Below are 23,897 nucleotides of genomic sequence, written 5' to 3'. Positions count from 1 at the left end.
CCGATCAATTTATGAGATAATTCTAATACACCTCGCGATGGAGTTGTAGAAGTAATCGTGGCCGGGTCACGGGAGGAGACGATGGCTGTCGTTGTGATTCTCGTTCTGCTGGTGGTGGGATCGATCGTATTCCACCTGCTAAGCCCGTGGTGGTGGACGCCGATAGCCTCGAACTGGAGCTATATCGACAATACGATCATCATCACTTTCTGGATCACCGGCTTCGTTTTCTCGGCCGTCGTGCTGTTCGTCGCCTATTGCGTGTTCCGCTTCAGGCACCGCGCCGGAAACCGGGCTGCATACGAGCCCGAAAACAAGCGCCTGGAATGGTGGCTGGCGGGCGGAACCGGGGTTGGGGTGGCGGCAATGCTTCTGCCGGGCCTCTTCGTATGGAACCAGTTCGTGACCGTACCGGACGGTGCGAGCGAGGTGGAAGTCGTCGGTCAGCAATGGCAATGGAGTTTCCGGCTGCCGGGAGCGGACGGACGGCTCGGGCGGGCGGATACGCGCGCTATTGGACCCGGCAATCCGCTTGGCCTGAACAGGAACGATCCCGCCGGAATGGACGATGTCATCGTTGAAGGCGGCGAGTTGCATCTGCCCGCCGGCAGGCCGGTGAAAATGCTGCTGCGCGCGGTCGATGTCGTGCATGATTTCTATGTGCCGGAGTTCCGGGCCAAAATGGACATGATCCCCGGCTCGGTCACCTATTACTGGTTTACGCCGACCCGGACGGGAACTTTCGAGGTTCTCTGCGCGGAACTGTGCGGTGTGGGCCATCCGCAGATGCGCGGTACCGTCGTCGTCGATACCGCGACCGATTATCAGGCCTGGCTGCAGCAGCAGCCGACTTTCTCGAAACTGCTGGCTTCGGCGGAAACGTCGGCGGCCAGATAAGCGCCGTGCAGATTGGAAGGGAAGGCCGCATCGGGAGAACAGGGAGGATGGAACATGGTCGAGATTGGATCCGGCGCCGGGCAGGTCATTCAGCCCGCTGAAGTCGAGGACGTCGAGCTTTATCACCCGAAAAGCTGGTGGACGAAATATGTCTTCAGCCAGGATGCCAAGATCATTGCCATTCAATATTTCCTGACAGCCATCGCAATAGGCATGGTGGCGCTGGTGCTTTCCTGGCTGATGCGGCTGCAGCTCGCTTTTCCCGGCTATTTCTCCTTCATCGACGCGGAACATTATTATCAGTTCATCACCATGCATGGCATGATCATGGTGATTTACCTGCTCACTGCGCTGTTTCTCGGCGGTTTCGGCAACTACCTGATCCCGCTGATGCTCGGCGCGCGCGACATGGTGTTTCCGTACGCCAATATGCTGAGCTACTGGCTATACCTCTCCGCCGTCCTTGTGCTGGTGGCCGGTTTCTTCGCACCCGGCGGGCCGACTGGCGCCGGCTGGACGCTCTATCCGCCGCAGGCGCTTCTTTCTGGAACGCCGGGCGGGCGCGACTGGGGCATCATCCTGATGCTGTCATCGCTGATCCTGTTCATCATCGGCTTTACTTTGGGCGGGCTGAATTACGTCGTCACCGTGTTGCAGGGACGCACGCGGGGCATGACGCTGATGCGCATGCCATTGACGATATGGGGCATATTCACGGCGACCGCCATGGCGCTGCTCGCTTTCCCGGCGCTCTTCGTCGCTGCGGTCATGATGCTGTTCGACCGGCTGCTCGGCACGAGCTTCTTCATGCCGGCCATCGTGGAGATGGGCGAACAATTGAAGCAGGAGGGCGGCAGTCCCATCCTGTTCCAGCACCTGTTCTGGTTCTTCGGCCATCCGGAAGTCTATATCGTCGCACTTCCCGCCTTCGGCATCGTCTCGGATCTGATCAGCACCCATGCGCGCAAGAATATCTTCGGCTACCGCATGATGGTCTGGGCGATCGTGATCATCGCGGCGCTGAGCTTCGTCGTCTGGGCGCATCATATGTATGTCAGCGGCATGAACCCGAATTTCGGGTTCTTTTTCGCAACCACGACGCTGATCATCGCCGTGCCGACGGCGATCAAGGTCTATAACTGGGTGCTGACGCTCTGGCGCGGCGATATCCATCTCACCCTGCCGATGCTGTTTGCGCTCGCCTTCATCGTCACATTCATCAATGGCGGATTGACCGGTCTCTTCCTCGGCAATGTCGTCGTCGATGTGCCGCTTTCGGATACGATGTTTGTGGTCGCCCATTTTCATATGGTGATGGGGGTCGCGCCGATCATGGTGATCTTCGGTGCGATTCATCACTGGTATCCGAAAGTCACGGGCCGGATGCTGAACGAGGCGATGGGGCACGTCCATTTCTGGATCACCTTCCTTGGTGCCTATGCCATCTTCTTCCCGATGCATTATCTCGGGCTGATGGGCGTGCCGCGCCGCTATTACGAGCTGGGCGAAACCGCTTTCATTCCAGATTCGGCGCACACGTTGAACATATTCATCACCGTGGCCGCGCTCATCGTCGGTGCGGCTCAACTGCTGTTCGTGTTCAATCTCGAGTGGAGCCTGCGCTGGGGCAAAAAGGCGGTCGGCAATCCGTGGCGGGCCACGACACTGGAATGGCAGACGCCGCAGACCCCGCCGGTTCATGGCAACTGGGGCAAGGAACTGCCGGTCGTTTATCGCTGGCCGTATGATTACAGCGTGCCCGGCGCGGCTGAGGACTTCCTGCCGCAAAACCAGCCGGCGGATGCCGGGCCTTCCGAAAGAGCCGTGTCATGAGCGCCATCCTCGTCTTCATGGCCGGGATCGCCGGCATCATCGGCTGGTGGATGGCGCGGCAGCGGCTGGCCTCGAAGCCCTGGCTGGAAGTCGGTCTGGCAGGTGATGCGCCGCAGATGCAGGGATCGTCGGCGACAATTGCGAAAGTCGGACTTGGGATATTTCTGGCGGTTGTCGGTGCCTTGTTCACCTTGCTCATCAGCGCCTATCTCGGCCGCATGGGCGGCGCCGACTGGTGGGGTATCCCGATCCCCGGACTGTTATGGGTGAATACTGCGGCGCTTGCCGCCAGCAGTCTGGCGCTGCAATGGGCGAAAACCGAAGTCCGTCCAGATCATCGCGACAGGCTGAATGCGGCTCTTGTGACAGCCTTTGCGACGGCTGTTTTCTTTGTCGCCGGTCAATTCCTGGCGTGGCGGCAACTCATCTCCGCAGGCTATGTTCTGGCGGATAACCCATCGAACAGCTTCTTCTACATGATCACCGGCCTGCACGGCCTGCATATATTGGGCGGGCTTTTCGTGCTTGGACGCACCGCAATCCGTGCCCGGAGCGAGCCCTTGTCGGCAAGGATGCTCCTGAGTGTGGAGCTGTGCGTCATCTACTGGCATTTCATGCTGGTCGTCTGGCTGGTTCTTTTTGCGCTTTTCGCCGGCTGGGCGAACAGTTTCGTCGATCTCTGCCGTCAATTGGTCACCTGAGGAGTGTCGATCATGGCCGCATCCATGGAGGAAAGACCGGTAAGTGATCCGCATCTGCGGCCGGCGGGATTGCGCGGCATCGCCGCCGATCTGTCATCGGACCAGCGGGCGTTCAAGAACGTCTCCTGGGGCAAGGCGATGATGTGGATATTCATCCTGAGCGATATCTTCATTTTCGGCTGTTTCCTGCTGGCCTATATGGCGGCGCGCATGTCGGCCACCGCGGACTGGCCCAATCCGAGCGAGGTTTTCGCGCTCACGATTGCCGGCAGGCACATTCCGCTGATCCTGATTGCCATCATGACCTTTGTTCTCATCAGCAGCAGCGGCACGATGGCCATGGCCGTCAACTTCGCATATCGCCGCGACCGTCGCAAAACCGCCGCGCTGATGGTGGCGACGGCAGCGCTTGGCGCGACATTCGTGGGAATGCAGGCATTCGAATGGAGCAAGCTGATCGCGGAGGGCGTTCGCCCCTGGGAAAACCCGTGGGGTGCGGCGCAGTTCGGTTCGGCTTTCTTCATGATCACGGGCTTTCACGGCACCCATGTTTCCATCGGCGTCCTGTTTCTTCTCATCGTCGCGCGCAAGGTGTGGCGGGGAGATTTCGATGAGGAAAGGCGGGGGTTCTTCACCAGCCGCAAGGGGCAATATGAGATCGTCGAGATAACCGGGCTCTACTGGCACTTCGTGGATCTGGTGTGGGTCTTTATCTTCGCATTCTTCTATCTGTGGTGAGTGAGGATGGCATCATGGCACAGCAACAGTCACAACAGGGACAGCAGCATCCGATAAGACTTTACATGGTGGTCTGGGGACTGCTTTTCGTCCTCAGCGCCTTCTCCTATATGGTCGATTATCTTGGCATTCAGAGTTATCCGAGATGGTCTCTCATCATCCTCTTCATGATCCTGAAGGCGGGGCTGATCATGGCGATTTTCATGCATATGGCCTGGGAACGGCTGGTTCTGGTCTACGCCATCCTGCTTCCGCCGGTTCTCGTGCTCGTCTTCGCAGCTCTGATGGCCTCGGAATCCAGCTATACGGCTCTTACCCGGGTGACCTTCATGGGGGCGGGTTCCTAGAACCGAGGCAAGATGTTCAGGATTGTGGAAGCAGCACGCCGACGGCGAATTCCTCTTCGGTTGCGACGTGGCCGGCCTGAGTCTTGCGATATTCGCTGGGGGTGAAACCGCGCTCGGCTCGTAGCGTGCGGGAAAGGTGCGGCGCATCGCAAAAACCGGTGGCGAGCGAAATCTGGGTGATGCTGTCACGCGTCGTGCGCAGCAGCGACAGAGCGCGATCCAGTCGAAGCTCGAGATAGACCTTCGAAGGCGTTGCGCTGAGGTCGTTCAGGAAACGCCGTTCGAGGCTGCGGCGGCCAAGGCCGAGATCATTCGCCAGTTCCAGCACGGTTCTCGGAACCTCGATATTCTGCTGCATCCGCAGGATTGCTTTTTTGACGAGGGGATCGTTGGCCTTGCGCGTGCTCTGCTGGCCGGGTTGAGGCTTTTCGCCGCTCAGCGCGCTGTCGATCATCATGATGTTGAGGCTTTTGATGGCGGCGGACTGGCCGACATGACGCTCGACGAGGAAGGCTGCCAGATGCGCTGCGCCGTGGCCGCCGGAACAGGTCAGCCGGTCGCGGTCGATGACGAAAATCTGGTCGGAGATCATCTGTACGGTATCGAAACGGTCGAGAAAATCCTGGTGGTGGAACCAGCTTACGCAGCAGCGATAACCATCGAGCAGGCCGGCCTCGTGCAGGATGAAAACGCCGGTGCATAGCCCGACGATGGGAACGCCCGCCGCCGCCCGTTCCTTCAGGAAGCGCAGCGCCTCCTGCGGCAGGGCGCTGTGATCGCTGATCAAGCCACCGACGACGACGATATAGTCGTAGTGCCCGGCGTCCATCAGCCGTGTATCCGGCTGCACCTTCACGCCGCAACTCGACTGCACGCTGCTCATGGTCGCCGAGAGCACCGACCATTCGCACAGGATAGGCCGCGAACGGTCCGCCTCATCGGCCGCAAGGCGCAGCACATCGACGAAATTCGCGAAGGCCGACAGCGTGAAGCGGTCGGCAAGCAGGAAGGCGACGCTGAGGCGTTTTCTGGCGCGGGGTGAGGTCATGACGCAAATATTCATGCAAACAGACGCGATTGTCCAGCCGGGGCGCGGCAAATGCTCCTAGCTTTTGCGACACGAGATTTTCCAACCATCGGGTCCGCTCATGACGCGTTTTAATGCTTTCAATCTTTTGCGGAATGCCGTGACCGGCCACAAGAACTGGGACGAGCAATGGCCCGACAGTCAGCCGAAAGCCGAATATGACGTGGTCATCGTCGGCGCCGGCGGCCATGGTCTGGGCGCTGCCTATTATCTGGCCAGCCAGCACGGCATCACCAATGTCGCCGTCATCGACAAGGGCTGGCTCGGCGGCGGCAATACCGGCCGCAACACCACGATCATCCGCTCGAACTATCTCTATGACGAGAGCGCCCGTCTTTACGATCACGCCGTCGATCTGTGGGAGAATTTGAGCCAGGAATTGAACTACAACGTCATGTATTCAAGGCGCGGCGTGCTGATGCTGGCGCATAACGTCCATGACGTGCAGAGCTTCAAGCGCCACATCCATTCCAACCGTTTGAACGGCGTCGACAATCGCTGGCTCACCCCGGAAGAATGCAAGGAATACTGCCCGCCGCTCAGCATTGCGCCGAATGCCCGCTATCCGGTCATGGGCGGCGCGCTTCAGGAACGGGCCGGCACGGCGCGCCACGATGCGGTCGCCTGGGGTTATGCGCGCGGCGCTGCCGCCCGCGGCGTCGATATCATCCAGAACTGCCCGGTCACGGCCATTCGCCGCAATGCCGATGGCTCGGTCGCGGGCGTCGAGACGGCGAGGGGCTTCATCAAGGCGAAGAAGGTCGCGGTTTCCGCCGCCGGCCACACCTCGGTCGTCATGGACACGGCCGGCGTGCGCCTGCCGCTCGAAAGCTATCCGTTGCAAGCGCTGGTGTCGGAGCCGATCAAGCCGATCTTCCCCTGCGTGGTAATGTCGAACGCGGTTCACGCCTATATCAGCCAGTCCGACAAGGGCGAGCTGGTGATCGGTTCAGGTACGGACCAATATACCTCCTATTCGCAGCGCGGCGGCCTGCCGCTGATCGAGCATACGATCGCGGCCATCGTCGAGATCTTCCCGATCTTCAACCGCATGCGGATGCTGCGCAAATGGGGCGGCATCGTCGATGTGACGCCGGATCGCTCGGCCATTCTCGGCAAGACGCCGGTTGCCGGCCTTTACGTCAATTGCGGCTGGGGTACCGGCGGTTTCAAGGCCACGCCCGGCGCTGCCCATACCTTCGCCTGGACCATCGCCAAAAACGAACCGCACCCGATCAACGCGCCTTTCACGCTGGAACGCTTCCGTTCCGGCCGCCTGATCGACGAGGCCGCCGCCGCAGCCGTGGCGCACTGAGGATACGACGATGCTTTTGATCCGCTGCCCGTATTGCAACGAAACACTGCCGGAAGCCGAATTCACCTATGCCGGGCAGGCCCATATTACCCGCGCCGCCGATCCCTCGTCGCAGACCGATGAGCAATGGGAAGAATTCCTGTTCATCCGCGAAAACGTCAAGGGCCCGCATTTCGAGCGCTGGCGGCACCTGCATGGCTGCGGCCGCTTTTTCAACGCCGTGCGCGACACGGTGAGCGACCGTTTCCTCACGACCTATCGGGCGGGCGAGCCGCGTCCTGAACTTTCTTCCCTGACCCGTGCACCAGCCAGTTCCGAGGTGTCGAAATGAACTCTTATCGCGTTTCCGGCCGTGGCCGTGTGGATGCCGCCCGCTCCGTGAGCTTCACCTTCGACGGCAAGACCTATCGCGGTGTGAAGGGCGATACGGTCGCCTCCGCACTTCTCGCCAATGGCGTGCATCTGATGGGCCGCTCGTTCAAATACCACCGCCCGCGCGGCCCGGTGGCGGCGGGTTCCGAGGAGCCGAATGCGCTGATCGGCACCCGCCGCAGTGCCGGACGTTTCGAACCGAACACCCGCGCCACGGTGCAGGAAATCTGGAACGGGCTGGAAACCACCTCGCAGAACAAATATCCGAGCCTGAAATTCGATATCGGCGCGGTAAACGACATGGCCTATATGCTGTTTTCGGCGGGCTTCTATTACAAGACCTTCATGTGGCCGAAGAGCTTCTGGAACAAGGTCTATGAGCCCTTCATCCGCGCGGCTGCGGGTCTCGGCGTTTCGCCGACGGAGGAGGACCCCGACACCTATGCCTCGCGCAACCTGCATTGCGATGTGCTGATCGTCGGTGCCGGTCCCGCCGGTCTTGCGGCAGCGCGTGCGGCGGCGGTCGATGGTCTGAAGGTCGTGCTGGTCGATGAAAATGCCGAAGCCGGCGGTACGCTTCTGTCCGAGCCGCAGGCGAAGATCGACGGCAAGCCCGCATGGAACTGGCTGGCGGATGAGTTGAAGGCGCTGAAAGAGCGCGGCGTCAGGGTGATGACCCGCACGACGGCGATTGCCTATTACCACCAGAACATGATCGGCCTTTGCGAAAAGCTGACCGACCATCTGGAAACCGTGCCGAAAGATACGCCGCGCGAGCGCCTGTGGCGCGTTCGGGCGCGCCAGGTGGTGCTGGCGCAGGGCGCGCTGGAAAAGCCGCTGGTCTTCCACGGCAACGACCGTCCGGGCGTGATGCTGGCGGGGGCTGCCCAGACCTATCTCAACCGTTACGGCGTCAAGGTCGGTAACCGGCCGGTGGTGGCGACGAGCCATGACAGCGCCTGGTATGCCGCCTTCGATCTTCAGGGCGCGGGTGCCCGTGTTCAGGCCATTGTCGATACCCGCGCCAAGGTGCGCGAGGAACTGGTGAACGAAGCGCGCGCGCTCGGCATTCCGGTCAAGCTGTCGCATACGGTCACGGCGACCTCGGGCCGGCTGCGGGTCAAGTCCGTCCGGGTCAATGCGGTTAATGGCGCGTCGGTCGGTGCGGGACAGGAGATTGCCTGTGATGCGGTGCTGATGTCGGGCGGCTGGACGCCGTCGCTGCATCTCTTTTCCCATACGCAGGGCAAGATCGCCTGGGACGATGAACGGACTACGTTCCTTCCTGCCCTCACTAACGAGGATTGCGTCATTGCCGGGGCCGGGCGAGGGCTGTGGGGCATCGAGGCCGCGTTGAAGGACGGTGCGGAACGGGGTCGCGAAGTCGCCGCCGCACTCGGCAAGGCCGCCAATAGTTCCAGCCATGCGGTGGAACATGACCGTACCGGCAGCGGCGTCTCGCACACGGAACTGCCGAGCGACCGCGATGCCGGCAAGGCCAAGGCCTTCGTGGATTACCAGAATGACGTGACCGCCAAGGATCTGCGGCTTGCCGTGCGTGAGGGCATGCGTTCCATCGAGCATGTCAAGCGCTATACCACCAACGGCATGGCGACCGATCAGGGCAAGATGTCCAACATCAACGGCCTCAACATCGCGGCAGAAGCGCTGGGCAAGCGCCAGCCGCAGGTGGGGCTGACCACCTTCCGTCCGCCCTATACGCCAACGACCTTCGGCGCTTTTGCGGGTTATCACCGCGGTGCGCATTTCGAAGTGACGCGCAAGACGCAGATCGACGGTTGGGCTGAGGAGCACGGCGCGGTTTACGAGCCGGTCGGGCAATGGCGTCGCGCCTGGTATTTCCCGAAGCCGGGCGAAGACATGGATGCGGCGGTCAGCCGTGAATGCCGGGCGGTGCGCCAGAGCGTTGGCATTTTCGATGCCTCGACGCTCGGCAAGATCGAGGTTGTCGGTCCCGATGCGGTCGAGTTCATGAACCGCATGTATACCAATCCCTGGACGAAGCTTGCCGCCGGCCGTTGCCGTTATGGCCTGCTGCTCGGCGATGACGGCTTCATCCGCGATGACGGCGTCATCGGCCGCATGACCGAGGACCGTTTCCATGTCACCACCACCACCGGCGGTGCCGCCCGCGTGCTGAACATGATGGAGGACTACCTCCAGACCGAATGGCCCGATCTCAATGTCTGGCTGACCTCGACCACCGAACAGTGGTCGACCATTGCGCTGAACGGCCCGAACGCGGCAAAGCTGCTCGCGCCGCTGGTGCAAGGCGTCGAACTGACGGAAGAGGCTTTCCCGCATATGTCCTGCGTGGAATGCACCGTGGCCGGCATGCCGGCGCGGCTGTTCCGCGTCAGCTTCACCGGCGAGATCGGCTTCGAGGTCAATGTGCCTGCACCGCTCGGCCGCAAGCTCTGGGAAATCCTGTGGGAAGCCGGTCAGGAATATGGGATCACGCCTTACGGCACCGAGACTATGCATGTGCTGCGTGCGGAAAAGGGCTACATCATCGTCGGCCAGGACACCGATGGCACGGTTACGCCCTATGATGCGGCGATGGGCTGGGCCGTGGGCAAGAACAAGCCGGATTTCATCGGCAAGCGCGGCCTTGCCCGCCCCGATCTCGTCGCCAAGGGTCGCCGCCACCTCGTCGGTCTTCTGACCGAAGACCGCTCCAAGCTGGAAGAGGGCGCGCAGATCGTCTTCGATGCGAAACAGCCGATCCCGATGAAAATGGTGGGTCACGTCACCTCGTCCTATCACTCGGATGCCGCAGGCCAGCCGATTGCGCTGGCTCTGGTTGAGGGCGGCCATGAGCGGATGGGCGAGACCGTCTACATCCCTATGCTGGATCGCACCATTGCCGCGAAAATCACCGGAATGGTCTTTGTCGATCCCGAAAATACCCGCCTGAAGATTTGACTAGCGCATATCCGGCGAACACAAGTTCGCCAAATATGCTATAACTCTTTGTTTTTGCGCATTTTCCGGACGTAAAGGCGAATTCGCCTTTACTGGAAATGCTCTAGGAGATGACAATGAACATGCGCGTTTCCTCCCCCGTTCCCGGCACGCTGGCCGAGAGCAAAGCAGCCCGGGTCAGCATTCTGGCCGCGCAGGCGCGGCTGTCGCTGCGGGCGCGTGGCGATCTCGCCCCGCTCAACGCCGCCCTTGGCCTTACCCTGCCGGACCGGATCGGCCTCCGCGCCGCTTCAGGCGACATCGAGGTCCTGCGCCTTGGCCCCGACGAATGGACCGTGCTTGCACCTGTCAGCGCGGTCGACAGGCTGATTGCCGCCTGCGCAGGCGTTTACGCCAGCCATCCGCATAGTCTCGTCGATATTTCCGGACGAGAAATGACGCTCCTGATCGAAGGTCCGCAGGCTGCCGAATTGCTGACGCTGGGCTGCGCCCGCGACATCGATACGATTGCCGTCGGCGAGGGACGCCGGACGATTTTCGATGGCGTCAGCGTGGTGCTCTGGCGCGATGCGGAAAATCGTTTTCGCATGGATGTCTGGAACAGTTTCGTATCGCATCTTGGCCATCTGCTTGAAACCGGCTGCAAGGAACTTGCGGCGGACATCGCCTGATCTCGAAGGAGGAAACAATGCTCAACCGACTGTCGCATAATACCGTTTCGGACACGGTGATCGCCGACGCCATCGCCGAGGAACTCGACCGCCAGAAGACGCAGATCGAGCTGATCGCTTCGGAAAACATCGTTTCCGCCGATGTTCTGGCGGCGCAAGGCTCGGTGCTGACCAACAAATATGCCGAGGGATATCCCGGCAAGCGTTATTACGGTGGCTGCGAATTCGTCGATAAGGTCGAGGCGGTCGCCATCGACCGGCTGAAGCAGCTCTTCGGCGCGGAATTCGCCAATGTGCAGCCGCATTCCGGCGCGCAGGCCAATCAGGCGGTGTTTCTGGCGCTGCTTCAGCCCGGCGACCGGATCATGGGGCTTTCGCTGGCCCATGGCGGCCATCTTACGCATGGTTCGCCGGTCACCATGTCCGGCAAATGGTTCGATGTCGTCTCCTATGAGGTCAACGCCGAAACCCATCTGATCGATATGGAGAAGGTACGGGCATGGGCGCTGGAGACGAAACCGAAGCTGATCGTGGCGGGCGCATCGGCCTATCCGCGCCAGATCGATTTCGCCGGCTTCCGTAAGATCGCTGACGAGGTAGGCGCTTATCTAATGGTCGATATGGCCCATTATGCCGGGCTGATCGCCGGCGGCAAATATCCGAACCCCGTGCCGCACGCCCATGTGGTCACCTCCACCACCCACAAGACCCTGCGCGGTCCGCGCGGCGGCGTTATCCTCACCAACGATGCCGATATCGCCAAAAAGCTCAATTCGGCGGTATTCCCCGGCAATCAGGGCGGTCCGCTGATGCATGTCATCGCCGCCAAGGCCGTGGCTTTCGGCGAGGCGCTGCGCCCGGACTTCGCGGATTACGCCGGCCAGGTCATCGCCAATGCGCAGGCGCTTGCCGCCGTGTTGACAAAGGGTGGTCTGGGGATCGTCTCTGGCGGAACTGATAGCCATATGGTGCTGGTCGATCTGCGCCCGAAAGGCGTGACCGGCAAGATCGCCGAAATCGCGCTGGAGCGGGCGGGGCTTACCTGCAACAAGAACGCCATTCCCAACGATCCGGAAAAGCCCTTCGTTACCTCGGGTATCCGGCTCGGCAGCTCCGCCGGCACCACGCGCGGCTTTGGCGTCGCCGAATTCGAACAGATCGGTGCGCTGATCCTACGTGTCATCGATGCGCTGGCGGCGAATGCCGAGGGTGACGCCGCAGTCGAGGCCGACGTGCGGGCGCAGGTCGCAGCACTTTGCGACGCCTTCCCGATCTACGGTTCGTAAGCGGCCCTGCCGGGCTTCGGCAAGTCTCAATCGCCGTCCTGGTCACGGCCGGCGGTTCATCGGCAATCGGCGCGAAAGCGCGGGCGATCCGTCCGCGCCGCAAAGACCCAGGGGAGCAGGATTTGACCACCTATATCATGAAAGTCGCGTGTCCGGCGCGCAGAGGCATCGTCGCCGCCGTCTCCGGTTATCTTGCCCGGTCCGGCTGCAACATCAACGACAGTTCGCAATTCACCGACCAGGAGACCGGCCGCTTCTTCATGCGGCTGAGCTTCGTTTCCGAACAGGGATCGGGACGCGATGCACTGCTTGACGGGTTTGGTTCCGTCGCGGCCGATTTCGATATGGATTACGATATTCATGACCTTTCGCGAAAGACGAAAGTCGTGATCATGGTCTCGCGCTTCGGCCATTGCCTGAACGATCTGCTGTATCGCTCCCGCATCGGTGCGCTGCCGGTCGAGATCGTAGCCGTGATTTCCAATCATCTGGATTATCAGAAGCAGGTGGTGAACGAGGATATTCCCTTTCACCACATTCGTGTCACGCCGGAAACGAAGCCCGAGGCGGAAGCCGCGATCCTGCAGGTGGTGCAGGATACCGGAGCGGAGCTCGTCGTGCTGGCACGCTACATGCAGGTCCTGTCGGACCGGCTATGTCAGGAAATGTCAGGCCGTATCATCAACATCCACCACTCCTTCCTGCCGTCTTTCAAGGGCGCCAATCCCTACAAACAGGCCTATGAGCGCGGCGTGCGGCTGATCGGCGCGACGGCCCACTACGTCACCGCCGATCTCGATGAAGGGCCGATCATCGAGCAGGATACGATCCGCGTGACCCATGCCCAGAGCGCGATGGATTATGTCAGCCTCGGCCGGGATGTGGAAAGCCAGGTGCTTGCGCGGGCCATCCACGCCCATATTCATCACCGGGTCTTCCTGAACGGAAACAGGACGGTCGTCTTTCCCGCCTCTCCCGGAGAACATGTGTCCGAACGCATGGGCTGAATGCGGGTTCTTGCGGAACCGCGATTTGCGTCTTTCCTCAGTGGCTCGTCGTCATGTCGTCCCGCCAGTAACAGGCGTTGAGATAACGTTTCTTGGACAGGACCGACAACTTGTCCCGAAAGTCCTGCCATTGGGAGAATGCATTGGCGAGCCACAGGAAATAATCATTGGTGGAAGCGGCTGTCTCCATCGCTGCACCGCCAACATGTTCGATGAATTTTGCGGGTGATACCGTCGAGCGCGGCAACCAGCATATTTGCATGCCGGGCGGGGCGACGATGTCATATCGGCAATTCTCGGCCCGAAGGAAAATCTGGCCGTTAACATCCCCGGGCAGGTTCTCGCAGATGCGGGCAATGGCGGGTAAGGCCGTTTCATCCCCGGCCAGCAGATAGTTTTTTGCCGGCTTCATTCCCAGTCCGCATGGGCCGGACATGCCGCAAAGCGCGCCGGGACGTGCATTCCGGGCAAAGGAACATCCCGGCCCCGCATCCTCATGCAGAACGAAATCGATATCGATAAAACCGCTATCGGGATCTATCGCCCGGATCGTGTAATAACGGACAGCAAAGGCATCTGCGTGTTCCGCAGCATTTTTCGTGGCGGGCAGATTGCGGTCGAAGCTCTTGTTCTGCTTTGAGAAATAAAGCCTGACATGGAGGTTTTTCAGCGTATTGAAACGGTGAAGCCCGGTGCCGGTAAAGCGCAGACGCTGCATGAAGGGGGCGAGGCGCTGGCTGTCGACCACTGTCAGAATCCTGAAGCTGTCATCCGCGAATATGGTCATGCGCGACTTCCGATAAGTAAAAGCAAAAACGGCCCGCCAACCACCGTCGCCAGGAGGCCCGCGGGTATCTGAAACGGGAAGATAAGGTTGCGCCCCAGCCAGTCGGCGATGAGCAGGATAAGTCCGCCGATCAGCGCCGCTGCCGGCAATTGCGTGCCGGCGCGCTGGAAACCCGCAAGCCGCGCCAGATGCGGTCCCATCAGTCCCGCGAAACTCAAGGGTCCGACGAGGATCGTCGCGCTTGCGGTGAGAATGGCGGAAAGCGAATAGAGACCGTTACGGCTCGCCACGACAGAGACGCCGGTATTTCGGGCGATATCTTCGCCAAGCGGCAGCACTTCCAGCCAGCGGCGAATGAAGGGAACGAGGGCAAGCCCGCCGGAAAGCAGGAGCGTCGCCATGATGGCTTCGCCCGGCGCGACGGCATAGGTGGAGCCGGAAAGCCAGGCGAGAAGCTGACCGAGCCTCGGGTCCTGCGATGTCATCAATACCGCCATGACGAAACCGGAGACGGAACTGAGCGCAATGCCGATCAGCAGCAGCCGGTCGCCGGAAAAACCCGGCTTGCGCGACAGGGTCAGCATCAGCAGCAAAACCGTCAGCGAACCCACCGCACCTGCGAGGATTTGTGCGCTACGGGTGGGGGCGGCAAGGGTGAGAAGAACCAGAATGACGCCGAGCATCGCCCCGGAAGAGACACCCAGCACCTCCGGCGATGCCATGGGATTGCCGGTGACGCGCTGCAGAATGGCGCCGGCAAGCGCCAGCATCGCCCCGCCGCTGAAGGCCGCGAGCGCCCTCGGCCAGCGCCAGCCGAGGCCATGCAGATCGTAAAGTCCCGATAAAAACCAGCCCTCCGTGTTTTTCCCGACGGAGAGTGCGACACCTGCGGCGACGCAGAAAATGGCGATGAGACCGAGCAAAGCCGGAATGGGTGAGGCGAGACGCGCTGCCGCTGGCTGCGCGCTTGGCTGCGGTGGGGCCGGCATCTCCAGCCGCCGGATCAGCGCGAACATCAGCGGCGCGCCGAGAAGAGCGGTGACGGCGGCGGTCGGGAACAATCGATAGGTGACGGGAAAAAACAGGACGATCTGGTCGGTCAAGGTCAGCAGCAGCGCGCCAAGTGCTGCCGAATAACCGAGCTGCGCCGCCATTCGTCTTGCGCCGCAGGCGCGCGCCAACGCAGGGGCGGCAAGGCCGATAAAGCTGATGATGCCGACGGAGGCGGTGACCACCGCCGTCAAGGCCGCCGCTACCACCAGCGTCATGAGCCGATAAGTGGCAAGCGACAGGCCGAGGCTTTTTGCATTGGCGTCCTCAAGCGTCATGATCGTCAGGGGGCGAAGAAGCAGCACGACTGCAAGGGCGAGCACGGCGAGACGAGGGGCCAGAAAGGAGACGGCGCTCCAGTCCTGCTGATCTAGATATCCAGCACCCCATAAGAAGATGCTGACGAGAAAATCGTGGTTGAACAGCACCAGAACGGCGCTCGCAGCACCGCAATAAAGGCTTACGATCATGCCTGCCAGCGTGAGGGTGACGGGCGACAGGCCTTTGCGCCAGGAGAGTGCGAGGATTGCCAGAAGCGACAGCGCCGCGCCCGCAAAGGCGATCCATTCCCGTGCGCCTATCCATTGCGGGAACCAGAGCGTGGCAATGGCAAGCAGCAGATAGGAACCGGCCGAAATGCCGAGCGTCGCCGGCTCGGCAAGCGGATTGCGCAGAATGTTTTGCAGTATCGCCCCGACAAGTCCGAGCGTCGCACCAGTCATCAGCGCCACCACGATCCTCGGCAGCAAGGTATTGTGCAGCAGCACCTGCGCCGTCATGTCGGGATCGGGGAAAAACAGGGCTGCAAGCGGCGTCCCATCGGGCATGCGCAGGAACAGGTTGAAGCCGGTAAGGCTGGCGCAGACGATGGCGAGCGATGTGACGACGATCGCGGATATGTTCGCCGTCCTCTTCATGGCGATGCCTCACCGACAAGGGCTTCGGAAACGAGGCGGGCGAAACGTCTTGCCGGCGGCAATCCGCCGTAAAACAGCACGTCCCTGATACGCACCAATCGGTTTTCGCGAATGAAGGGCAGGCTTTTGATGACCGGCGCGTTGAGAAGCGTATCCAGCTTCTCGCTGCTGGTATCGCCGATGCACAGAAGCCGCGCCTGCGGATGGCGGGAAAGCTGGTCGGCCGTCACTGTCGTATGATCATATTGCGAGGTGTAGCCATCCCAGGCGTTCTCGATGCCGAATTGATCGAGAACATTCTGGAAAAGGCTGTTCCTGCCGAAAACCAGCAGTCGCCTGCCATCTATGACCGTCGCCAGCAGCAGAGGCCGTCCGTCATAGGCGGAGAGCCGTGCTCGTGCCTGCCGCATCTCCGCGTCGAAACTTTCCTGAAACGCGTCAAACCGGCCGGGATCGCCGATCCGCGCGGCGAGCGCGATGAGAGCGTTTCTGCCACTGACTAAATGGTTTTCACCCGCAGTGACGCCGGAATCGAAAAGGTGGGTGGGGGCGATGGCGGCAAGCCGGCCGGCAGCCATGGTGAAATCGTCGCTGTGCAGGATGAGGCTTGGCCGAAGATAGTCCACAAGTTCCAGATTGGGCTCGGACCGCAATCCAAGCTCGGCGACCGAGGGCGACAGCGCCGGTTCGACGACGAGGCTGCCATAACGTTCCAGTTCCGGCATGGCTGCGGGCTGCACGCCAAGCGCCAGCAGGTTCTGCCCGCTCACCCAGTCCATGGCGACGATGCCGCCGGAACGGGCGGCCGATGACGGCCGGTTTGTAAGGAAAAAAGCACCTGTCCCGCAGAGCAGCGCTCTGCGGGACAGGGAACCGCGCAGCATCATCAGAATTTCGCCTGAACCGAGAAGGAGACGGTTCTCGGCGCACCGAGATAATAGCTGTTCTGCCAGTAGTTCTCATCGGTGATGTTGCTGACATTCAGCCGGAATGTCAGCGGATTGCCGAAGTTTTCGGTGGTGTAACGCAATCCGAGATCGGCGGTGACATAGGAGGAAAGGCGGTCGTTGTTTTCGGATGTCGCCCATTGTTTGCCGGTGTAATAGAGGCCGCCGGTCAGGAAGAGACCTTCGACGGTGGGAACCTCATATTCGGCATAGACCTTGGCGAGAACATTGGCGACGTTCATGGGCCGCTTGCCGTCATAGGTTCCGCCTTCGACCTTGGCGTCAAGGAATGTCACGCCGCCGAGAATGGTAAGGTCATCCGTCACCTTGCCGGTCGCCGTGAACTCGATGCCGCGATGGCGCTGGCGGCCGTCCTGCGTGTAGACATTGGCATCCGTCGTCAGTTCGTAGGCCTTGGAGATGTCGAACAGCGCCGCCGTCAGCAGCATGTCGCCGACATCGCCCTTGATGCCGATTTCCTTCTGCTTGCTGACCATGGGGGCGAGAATCTGCCCGCTATTTGCGGCCGTGTCCGGCGCGACGCCGCCCTGCTCGAGGCCTTCGATATAGCTGCCGTAGAGCGTCACCGCCTCCACCGGCTTGAAGAGCAGCGACGCCGAGGGCGAGAGCCTTGCTTCATCGTAATCCGGTGCGGAGCGGGCGCCGCTGCTGTCCAGCGACTGGCTCTGGATCATGCTGTAATTGGCGCCGACGAGGGCCGACCATTGTTCGTCGAATTCGATCTGGTCGCCGACGACGAAGTTATGATTGCGCACATAGCCGGACTTGTAGAGCGTACCGGTGTTTGGCGGGAAAGTCGGCTCGGCAATATGCCGGGGAGAAGACAGGGGGAAAGACGGCTGCCAGCCGGTATTGGGATTGTAAGTCGTACCCCAGTCCTTGCCCTGATACATGTAATATCCGGCGGTCAGCTTGTGGGAGACCGCGCCGGTCTCGAAGGAGACGTCCGCGAAAATATTCGCGGCGTCGAAGACGTTTTTTGTCCTGCCGGAGCGAATTGCGATCTGGGAATATTCCTCCGCGGACTGGACAAGATTCATCGTATGATCCTGAACCGGCCGGTCGATATATTCCCGCATATATCCACCGCGCAGGGTAATGGCGTCGTTCACATCGTAGGTGAGCTTGGCCGAGTATCGTTTTTTCTCGATTTCGTCGTGAATCCAGGGCTGGCTCCAGTTCCTGCTGGCGTCGGGCGCATCGCCATGCAGCACGCCGTCTGCGAAAGCCCAGTAGGAGTTGGCGGCGTCCAGCTTGTATTTGCTGTAGGAAGCATTGAGTTCGAGCTTCAGCCGGTCGGTGATGTTCCAGTCGAAAGCGCCGCTTGCCAGAAAGCGGTCGACATTCTGGTCGTCGATGGCCGTGTCGCCCGCCGAACGGACGATATTGAGACGATAACCCATGTCGCCTTCCGGATCGATGCGGCCGCCGAAATCGCCATGGACGAAGGCCTGCGCGCCGCCGTAATTGCCGACCGTCACGCTGTTCAAACGTTCCTGCGTCGGGCGCTTGTAGACATAGTTGATCATGCCGGCCGGCGAGGCCGCGCCATAGAGAAAGCCCGAAAGGCCGGAAAGAACCTCGGTGCGTTCCTTGTCTTCCAGCACCGTCGCGTGGCTGTAGGAGCGGCGGAAGCCGTCTTCGGCGGTGTCATAGGTGGTGAAACCGCGAATATTGGCCATCGGCGCCCAGCCGGACATCTGCGGCGTCTGGCTGCGGATGGTCGGCAGGACGCGGTAGATGTCTTCCGGGGATTGCGCCTGGATATTCTGGATCAGCTCCCTCGGCGCGACAGTGACGGAAAACGGCGTATCGCGAATGGCCGTCTGTCCAAGCAGGCCGAGAGAGGACAGTGTCTCTGTCCGGTAACCATCCTGCGCCAGCCCGTCCTGCTGCAATATGGATGCGCCGCGGGTGCCCTGAACCGTAATAGGTGCGAGAAGGGTGGAGTTTCCGGCTGCCGCAGCACTTGCCGCGCTGACCGGCGCGGCGATGACGACGGAGGTGGCGTCGGTGAAGGAATAAACGAGGCCGGTGCCGCGCAGAAGCTCCACGATCGCCTGCTCGCGGGTTGTCGCGCGGCTGACGCCCTGCGAAAGTTTTCCGCGCGCAATCGAGGCATCGTAGGAAATCTGCGTTCCCGACAGTTTTCCGAAGGTTGCCAGCGATTTGTTCAGCGGGCCGGCCGGAACCGAATAAACCGCCTGCGCAAAGGCCGGCTGTGCCGCGATGCCGGCGGCGAGCGCAGTGGTCGTCGCCAGAAAGGCGAAAAACAGCGCGACACGACCCTTACGACCCCTGTTTGTACCCTTATGAGCCGATGAGAACTCATTCCCCATGTGAAAGCCACTCCATTAAATCTGTCCCCGGAGACCGGCCGGCCTATGCTGGCGACGGGATCTCTGAGGACAATACGAATGGCGTTCGAAAATTTTCCTCTTTTTCTCAAGTTTTCTTAGATAGAGGAAATAACGGTCAAAAACGGCGTGACGGCCCGCACCTTGCCGCCGAATGGCCGCACTACTGCATCGAGCGCGCGGATGGGGTCGGCAAGATCGAAGACGCCGCTGACGACGTTGTTTTTCAGGGCAGGGGTGGCGATGACCACCTTGCCTTTTTGCCAGCGGGCGATGCGATTGACCACCGCCGCGACCGTCTCCTTTTCGGCAATGAGCATGCCGGTGCGCCATGCCGCAATTTCTGAGGCCTCCCTGACGCCGCGATCCATACGGCGCGATGCCTGGTCGTAGGTCAGCCAGTCGCCTGCCGCCAGTCTCTCTCCCGCGGGAGAAGGCAGATCGGGCGATGTGGCCAGAACCAGCCCATGATCGACGGAGACGAAGATGGAGAGATCATCGCCTGAAACGTCGAAAGCGGTCCCGAGCGCCGTGGCGGTCAATGGTCCGTAGGCGACGGAGAAGGGGCGCGAGGCATCGGGCCGGACATTGAAATAGGCCATGCCGGCAAGGAGGTTCACCCGTCTTGCCCGCTCACCGAAATCGATGGCGATTGCGCTGTCCGGTCCGAGCGTGACCATGCTGCCGTCCTCGAGGGGAATTTCTCTGATCTCGGCCGTCGATGTCAGATAATCGGCGCGGGCGCGTAACGTCACATAGGGTGCCAGCACCGAACCGCCTGCCGCCGCACCGAGACAGAGCACGCCTCCGACAAGCAGAAGACGCCGGTTGGGGTCGAAGCCCTTTTGCGAGGAACGGGCCTCCTCGGCCAGAATCTGGCCGGTCATGCCGTGGATTGCGGCGACCTTCGCCCAGGCGGCGGCATGGGCCGGTCCGCGCTCGACCCAGGCGCGTGCCGTTTCGATGGCGACAGGATTGCCGGGATCGTTCTGCAGGCGAATGGCAATATCCGCAGCTTTACGAAACAGGCGCCGTTCTTCCGACACTTCGTTCATAGCGAGCCTTTCAGGATTGCCGGAGACCGGACAATGTCACAGCCTTTGATATATACGAATGAGAGGCCGCATATTTCCGAATGAAAGAAGTTTAATGCGCAGGCCGGCGATTAAACGGCGATATCTGGAGCAAGACAACGGTTCCCGTCCTCTACAGACCGTTCAGCCGATCCTCTATGTGTTCATAGGCGTCGCGGATCAAAACCCAGGTGCGGGTGGTGGACATGCCGAGCTTCTGCGCCACTTCGCTGATCGTCAGGCCGCCCATCCGGTGCAGCTGGAAGGCCTCGCGTACTCGCCGCGGCAGTTCCGCAAGCGCCTGTTCCACCAGCTGCAGCCGCTGGCGGTCATAGACGATGGTTTCGGCCGATGGCGACGGATCGATGATGGCATCGAAGGCATTTTGCGGCAGGTCAACACGGCGGAGACTGCGTTCGCGGCGATAATGATCGATGCTGAGATTGCGCGCCACCGTATAGAGATAGGATTTGGGATTGTGGGAAGCGGCACTTGCCGGCGGCGGTGAGGCAAGCACCTTCAAAAACGCATCCTGCGCCAGATCGGATGCCGTTTCAGGATCGATGCCCCTGCTGCGCAGGGACCTGACAATGCCCTTCGCATATAGCCGGAACAATTCCTGCAGATCCCAACTCAAGAGCCTTGCCTTCCGGTAATCGACCCCGTGCCTGCCCGGTGAAGGGACGGTCGGTGTGTCGAACGATGCAGCCGTCGGTCGATTATGTGCAATCGGTGCAGAATTCGAGAATATGCGAAGCGACGGCTTCGATAAGCAGGATCGCCCCGCAGGCATGACATCATCGGCCGTTGATGTTGCCGGTATCATGCTTGCGGGGCGACGGTAAAGTAAAACAGTCGCTGTATTATGGATTAGTCTGTGACCTTTCCTCCGTATATATCAATTACCGCGATGAACGATGCAGACTGCGAGTAAAGGTTGTTATTCGGCGGGCTGCGCCACGGCCTCCATATCCGACCGTCCGCGATCTCCGGAGAGGCTGCGCTGGCCGAGCGCGATGATGGCGACTGTCGAAAGGCTTGCGACGACGGACACCCAGAAACCGTTATCCGGGCCGAAATTGTCGATCACCCAGCCGGAGACGAAGGCGCCGAGCGCCATGCCGATACCGATGCCGGTCATTACCCAGGTCACGCCTTCCGTCAGCATCGATTCCGGCACGCGGCGCTCGATCAGGCCGAATGAGGTGATGAAAATCGGCGAGATTGCAACGCCGCTGAGGAAAACGGCGAAAGCGAGGAGTGCTACCGAGGTGTTGGCGACAAGCAGCGGCAGGGCGGTGAGTGCAAGCACGCTGACGGCGATCAGCAATTGCCGTTGCAGTGGCATTTTGGGGTTGAGCGCGCCGAGAATGAGGCCGACCACGAAGGAGCCAATGGCATAGACGCCGATGACGAGGCTGGCGGCTTCCGGTTGACCAAGCGCCTTGGTGATTGCGACGGCGCTCACCTCGGCCGTGGCGAAAGTGGAGCCGACGAAGATCAGCGCAAGCGTGATGATCTGAACCGGGCGCAGGAAGATGGCCGAACGCTGCCGGCGGCCGCTTTCAACCGGCCGCACCTTGGGCTCGGTCGCGCGTTGCAGAAGGAAGGCAAAGGTGCCAAGCGCCAGGAAGGTGGTGCTGATCATCATGCCCGCTTCCGGAAAGAGCGAAACCGCAAGGCCAACGGAAAGCGAGGCGCCGGAGATGTAGACAAGTTCGTCGGCGGCGGATTCAAAGGCGAAGGCGGTGTTCAACTCCGGCCGGTCGCGGAAGATTTCCGTCCAGCGGGCGCGCATCATGGCGGGAATGCTCGGCATGGCGGCGGCGAGGAAGGCGGAAAGGAACAGTGTCCAGGCGGGCCATCTCTGATTTGTCGCGATAATCAGCGCCGCAAAGGCGATGACCGAGACGATGGTGGCGGGGATGAGGACCTTGCTCTGCCCCTTGCGGTCCACCAGCCGGGAGATTTGCGGGGAGAGGGCGGCATTGGTCAATGCGAAGGTTGCCGAGACGGCGCCGGCCAGCCAATATTCGCCATGAGTCTGGGAAAGCATGGCGACGATGCCGATCGGGGCCATGGCAATGGGAAGGCGGGCGAAGAAACCGGCGGCGGAAAAGCCTTTTGCGCCTGGAGCCCGGAAAATTTCTCTGTATGGATTAGACATCGGGATGCACCTTGTTCTAAGGGTGTCCACCACATACATACGTGGCGTATGTGAATGAGATAATTGCATACGACGCGTATGTCAACTAATATACGCGTCGTATGTGGAAAATGGAGAAGAAATGCGCAAACCTCGCAGTGAAATGATTGCCGAGACGCGGGCGAAGCTTCTGGCTGCCGGCCGCAAGGCCTTTGGCAGCATCGGTTATGCGGAAGCGTCGATGGACGACTTCACCGCCGAAGCCGGTCTCACCCGTGGCGCGCTCTATCACCATTTCGGCGACAAGAAAGGCCTGTTGCTGGCGGTTGTGGCCGAGATCGATGCGGAGATGACGAAGAGGCTCTGTGACATCTCCTCGAGGGCCGCGACCCGATGGGAGGGTTTCGTCGAGGAGAATGTCGGTTATGTGCGCATGGCTCTCGAACCGGAAATCCAGCGGATCATGTTTCGTGACGGGCCGGCCGTGCTCGGCGATCCGTCGCGCTGGCCGAATGCCAATGGCTGTATCTCGGCTGTCGCCCGAAGCCTGGATGCGCTCCGGGAAGAAGGCACCATCGGCGACATCGATCCGGAGGCATGCGCCCGCTTCATCAATGCGGCGAGCAGCAGCGCCGCCCAATGGATAGCCAATTCCGACGATCCCGAAACGACCTCGAAACGGGCTGTCGGCAGTTTCCGGACCTTTCTGGAGGGATTGCGTGTCAGGAAAGACTGACCCGCCCAGCTGCCTATCTGTTATTCCGGGTCGGCTAGGCGGTCATCACGGAAAATGTGTAAAAATATCTGGAATAGACACAGATCATGTTACTGGTAGCACCTGTTTGACACCTCTGAGGTCAAGGTTATGGTCGACAAGCCGTCGGAAAAAGCGTCCGGAAGCGCGCCATCGGATCAATCGCCAAAGCTTCTTTCGGGCGGGAATCCCCAGATTGCAAAAGGATATGGCGACGCGCCGGTGCGGGCCTATATCGCCGCCATGCCGGGCTGGAAAAGCGCGGTCGGTGGCCGTATCGACAGGCTGATCGAAGGTGTCGTGCCCGGCGTGCGCAAGGCTGTGAAGTGGAATTCGCCCTTCTATGGCATGGAGGACGATATCTGGTTCCTCAGCCTTCACTGCTTCACGAAATATATCAAGGTGACCTTCCTCAATGGTGCATCCTTGCAGCCTTTGCCGCCCGGCACCTCCAAACATCCGAAAGTCCGTTACCTCGATATCCGCGAGGATGCGTTCGATGAAGCGCAGTTCGTGGAGTGGGTGAGGCAGGCAAGCGTGTTGCCCGGCGAAAAAATGTGAGCGAACGGGTTTACCGGTCCCCGAGGCTTTCAAGCACGCGATGATCGCGAAATGGGCGGACGAATCATGCCGGTTTTCCTGCCT

21 protein-coding genes are annotated in these 23,897 nt (G+C 60.9%); 13 read left to right on the top strand and 8 right to left on the bottom strand.

Annotated elements, in window-relative coordinates; genetic code table 11:
• The first annotated feature begins 81 nt into the window (after window positions 1-81).
• From BTE54_RS14075 to BTE54_RS14055, 5 genes are read left to right on the top strand one after another with little or no spacing between them, the layout of a single operon-like run.
• Window positions 82-897 (top strand): cytochrome c oxidase subunit II, encoded by an 816-nt coding sequence (locus BTE54_RS14075; protein WP_078052868.1) that lies wholly within the window; start codon window positions 82-84, stop codon window positions 895-897.
• Window positions 898-951: 54 nt separating this feature from the next.
• Window positions 952-2,730 (top strand): cytochrome c oxidase subunit I, encoded by a 1,779-nt coding sequence (locus BTE54_RS14070; RefSeq protein ID WP_078052867.1) that lies wholly within the window; start codon window positions 952-954, stop codon window positions 2,728-2,730.
• Window positions 2,727-3,431, top strand: a complete 705-nt coding sequence (locus tag BTE54_RS14065) for a cytochrome c oxidase subunit 3 (protein WP_078052866.1) — start codon at window positions 2,727-2,729, stop codon at window positions 3,429-3,431. The genes BTE54_RS14070 and BTE54_RS14065 overlap by 4 nt, the downstream gene beginning before the upstream one ends.
• Before the next feature lie 12 nt (window positions 3,432-3,443).
• Complete coding sequence (locus tag BTE54_RS14060; RefSeq protein ID WP_078052865.1) at window positions 3,444-4,169, top strand: heme-copper oxidase subunit III family protein; 726 nt, start codon at window positions 3,444-3,446, stop codon at window positions 4,167-4,169.
• A 14-nt stretch (window positions 4,170-4,183) separates the two neighbouring features.
• Window positions 4,184-4,516: a cytochrome C oxidase subunit IV family protein gene (locus tag BTE54_RS14055; protein ID WP_065654931.1), complete on the top strand. Its 333-nt coding sequence runs from the start codon at window positions 4,184-4,186 to the stop codon at window positions 4,514-4,516.
• A 16-nt stretch (window positions 4,517-4,532) separates the two neighbouring features.
• Here the strand turns inward: BTE54_RS14055 and BTE54_RS14050 are convergent, their stop codons facing one another.
• Window positions 4,533-5,579 (bottom strand): GlxA family transcriptional regulator, encoded by a 1,047-nt coding sequence (locus BTE54_RS14050; RefSeq protein ID WP_174040300.1) that lies wholly within the window; start codon window positions 5,577-5,579, stop codon window positions 4,533-4,535.
• 85 nt (window positions 5,580-5,664) lie between these two features.
• Between BTE54_RS14050 and BTE54_RS14045 the strand changes: the two genes are divergently transcribed.
• The 6 genes from BTE54_RS14045 to purU all read left to right on the top strand — a co-directional run bounded on the left by BTE54_RS14045 (window position 5,665) and on the right by purU (window position 13,200).
• Window positions 5,665-6,918, top strand: a complete 1,254-nt coding sequence (locus tag BTE54_RS14045; RefSeq protein ID WP_078052863.1) for a sarcosine oxidase subunit beta family protein — start codon at window positions 5,665-5,667, stop codon at window positions 6,916-6,918.
• A 10-nt stretch (window positions 6,919-6,928) separates the two neighbouring features.
• Entirely contained in the window at window positions 6,929-7,249 is a 321-nt protein-coding gene (locus BTE54_RS14040; RefSeq protein ID WP_003504489.1) for a sarcosine oxidase subunit delta, read from the top strand.
• Window positions 7,246-10,236: a sarcosine oxidase subunit alpha gene (locus BTE54_RS14035; protein ID WP_078052862.1), complete on the top strand. Its 2,991-nt coding sequence runs from the start codon at window positions 7,246-7,248 to the stop codon at window positions 10,234-10,236. The genes BTE54_RS14040 and BTE54_RS14035 overlap by 4 nt, the downstream gene beginning before the upstream one ends.
• Before the next feature lie 116 nt (window positions 10,237-10,352).
• Window positions 10,353-10,907 (top strand): sarcosine oxidase subunit gamma family protein, encoded by a 555-nt coding sequence (gene soxG / locus BTE54_RS14030; protein WP_174040304.1) that lies wholly within the window; start codon window positions 10,353-10,355, stop codon window positions 10,905-10,907.
• A gap of 17 nt (window positions 10,908-10,924) precedes the next feature.
• A complete protein-coding gene (gene glyA, locus BTE54_RS14025; protein WP_078052860.1) occupies window positions 10,925-12,193 on the top strand; it encodes a serine hydroxymethyltransferase in 1,269 nt (422 codons plus the stop codon).
• A 122-nt stretch (window positions 12,194-12,315) separates the two neighbouring features.
• On the top strand, window positions 12,316-13,200 hold the full coding sequence (purU, locus tag BTE54_RS14020; protein WP_078052859.1) for a formyltetrahydrofolate deformylase: 885 nt from the start codon (window positions 12,316-12,318) through the stop codon (window positions 13,198-13,200).
• Between the two features lie 37 nt (window positions 13,201-13,237).
• Here purU and BTE54_RS14015 read toward each other — a convergent pair whose 3' ends face one another.
• The 7 genes from BTE54_RS14015 to BTE54_RS13985 all read right to left on the bottom strand — a co-directional run bounded on the left by BTE54_RS14015 (window position 13,238) and on the right by BTE54_RS13985 (window position 22,519).
• On the bottom strand, window positions 13,238-13,987 hold the full coding sequence (locus BTE54_RS14015) for a siderophore-interacting protein (RefSeq protein WP_078052858.1): 750 nt from the start codon (window positions 13,985-13,987) through the stop codon (window positions 13,238-13,240).
• The gene (gene fhuB / locus BTE54_RS14010) at window positions 13,984-15,954 is read right to left on the bottom strand and encodes a Fe(3+)-hydroxamate ABC transporter permease FhuB (protein WP_078052857.1); all 1,971 of its coding nucleotides are present in this window, start codon (window positions 15,952-15,954) and stop codon (window positions 13,984-13,986) included. Before fhuB ends, BTE54_RS14015 begins: the two co-directional genes overlap by 4 nt.
• Window positions 15,951-16,841, bottom strand: a complete 891-nt coding sequence (locus BTE54_RS14005; protein ID WP_078052856.1) for an ABC transporter substrate-binding protein — start codon at window positions 16,839-16,841, stop codon at window positions 15,951-15,953. The genes fhuB and BTE54_RS14005 overlap by 4 nt, the downstream gene beginning before the upstream one ends.
• Entirely contained in the window at window positions 16,841-19,261 is a 2,421-nt protein-coding gene (locus BTE54_RS14000) for a TonB-dependent receptor (RefSeq protein ID WP_078052855.1), read from the bottom strand. The genes BTE54_RS14005 and BTE54_RS14000 overlap by 1 nt, the downstream gene beginning before the upstream one ends.
• Window positions 19,262-19,377: 116 nt before the next feature.
• The gene (locus tag BTE54_RS13995; protein WP_078052854.1) at window positions 19,378-20,334 is read right to left on the bottom strand and encodes a FecR domain-containing protein; all 957 of its coding nucleotides are present in this window, start codon (window positions 20,332-20,334) and stop codon (window positions 19,378-19,380) included.
• 151 nt (window positions 20,335-20,485) lie between these two features.
• Complete coding sequence (locus BTE54_RS13990; protein WP_020812324.1) at window positions 20,486-20,989, bottom strand: RNA polymerase sigma factor; 504 nt, start codon at window positions 20,987-20,989, stop codon at window positions 20,486-20,488.
• Between the two features lie 303 nt (window positions 20,990-21,292).
• On the bottom strand, window positions 21,293-22,519 hold the full coding sequence (locus BTE54_RS13985) for an MFS transporter (RefSeq protein ID WP_078052853.1): 1,227 nt from the start codon (window positions 22,517-22,519) through the stop codon (window positions 21,293-21,295).
• Window positions 22,520-22,640: 121 nt separating this feature from the next.
• On the opposite strand from BTE54_RS13985, the gene BTE54_RS13980 reads away from it, so the two are divergent.
• Window positions 22,641-23,234: a TetR/AcrR family transcriptional regulator gene (locus BTE54_RS13980; RefSeq protein ID WP_020812322.1), complete on the top strand. Its 594-nt coding sequence runs from the start codon at window positions 22,641-22,643 to the stop codon at window positions 23,232-23,234.
• A gap of 129 nt (window positions 23,235-23,363) precedes the next feature.
• Window positions 23,364-23,813 (top strand): DUF1801 domain-containing protein, encoded by a 450-nt coding sequence (locus BTE54_RS13975; protein WP_078052851.1) that lies wholly within the window; start codon window positions 23,364-23,366, stop codon window positions 23,811-23,813.
• The last annotated feature ends 84 nt before the right edge of the window (window positions 23,814-23,897 follow it).

It is taken from the genome of Agrobacterium sp. YIC 4121 (genome assembly GCF_002008205.1).
In the GTDB taxonomy this organism is placed as follows: Bacteria; Pseudomonadota; Alphaproteobacteria; order Rhizobiales; family Rhizobiaceae; genus Agrobacterium; species Agrobacterium leguminum.
Note: the sequence above shows the minus strand (reverse complement) of the source record. Positions and strands in the feature narration are given on the sequence as shown.

Excerpts from the sequence above, each read along its gene's own strand:
- glyA (WP_078052860.1), top strand. The coding sequence starts at position 10,925 with ATGCTCAACCGACTGTCGCATAATACCGTTTCGGACACGGTGATCGCC.
- BTE54_RS14060 (WP_078052865.1), top strand. The coding sequence starts at position 3,444 with ATGGCCGCATCCATGGAGGAAAGACCGGTAAGTGATCCGCATCTGCGG.
- BTE54_RS14040 (WP_003504489.1), top strand. The coding sequence starts at position 6,929 with ATGCTTTTGATCCGCTGCCCGTATTGCAACGAAACACTGCCGGAAGCC.
- BTE54_RS14070 (WP_078052867.1), top strand. The coding sequence starts at position 952 with ATGGTCGAGATTGGATCCGGCGCCGGGCAGGTCATTCAGCCCGCTGAA.
- BTE54_RS13995 (WP_078052854.1), bottom strand. The coding sequence starts at position 20,334 with ATGAACGAAGTGTCGGAAGAACGGCGCCTGTTTCGTAAAGCTGCGGAT.
- BTE54_RS13975 (WP_078052851.1), top strand. The coding sequence starts at position 23,364 with ATGGTCGACAAGCCGTCGGAAAAAGCGTCCGGAAGCGCGCCATCGGAT.
- BTE54_RS13980 (WP_020812322.1), top strand. The coding sequence starts at position 22,641 with ATGCGCAAACCTCGCAGTGAAATGATTGCCGAGACGCGGGCGAAGCTT.
- BTE54_RS14045 (WP_078052863.1), top strand. The coding sequence starts at position 5,665 with ATGACGCGTTTTAATGCTTTCAATCTTTTGCGGAATGCCGTGACCGGC.
- BTE54_RS14005 (WP_078052856.1), bottom strand. The coding sequence starts at position 16,841 with ATGATGCTGCGCGGTTCCCTGTCCCGCAGAGCGCTGCTCTGCGGGACA.
- BTE54_RS14000 (WP_078052855.1), bottom strand. The coding sequence starts at position 19,261 with ATGGGGAATGAGTTCTCATCGGCTCATAAGGGTACAAACAGGGGTCGT.
- fhuB (WP_078052857.1), bottom strand. The coding sequence starts at position 15,954 with ATGAAGAGGACGGCGAACATATCCGCGATCGTCGTCACATCGCTCGCC.
- BTE54_RS14035 (WP_078052862.1), top strand. The coding sequence starts at position 7,246 with ATGAACTCTTATCGCGTTTCCGGCCGTGGCCGTGTGGATGCCGCCCGC.
- BTE54_RS14055 (WP_065654931.1), top strand. The coding sequence starts at position 4,184 with ATGGCACAGCAACAGTCACAACAGGGACAGCAGCATCCGATAAGACTT.
- BTE54_RS14065 (WP_078052866.1), top strand. The coding sequence starts at position 2,727 with ATGAGCGCCATCCTCGTCTTCATGGCCGGGATCGCCGGCATCATCGGC.
- BTE54_RS14075 (WP_078052868.1), top strand. The coding sequence starts at position 82 with ATGGCTGTCGTTGTGATTCTCGTTCTGCTGGTGGTGGGATCGATCGTA.
- BTE54_RS14015 (WP_078052858.1), bottom strand. The coding sequence starts at position 13,987 with ATGACCATATTCGCGGATGACAGCTTCAGGATTCTGACAGTGGTCGAC.
- BTE54_RS13985 (WP_078052853.1), bottom strand. The coding sequence starts at position 22,519 with ATGTCTAATCCATACAGAGAAATTTTCCGGGCTCCAGGCGCAAAAGGC.
- soxG (WP_174040304.1), top strand. The coding sequence starts at position 10,353 with ATGAACATGCGCGTTTCCTCCCCCGTTCCCGGCACGCTGGCCGAGAGC.
- BTE54_RS14050 (WP_174040300.1), bottom strand. The coding sequence starts at position 5,579 with ATGAATATTTGCGTCATGACCTCACCCCGCGCCAGAAAACGCCTCAGC.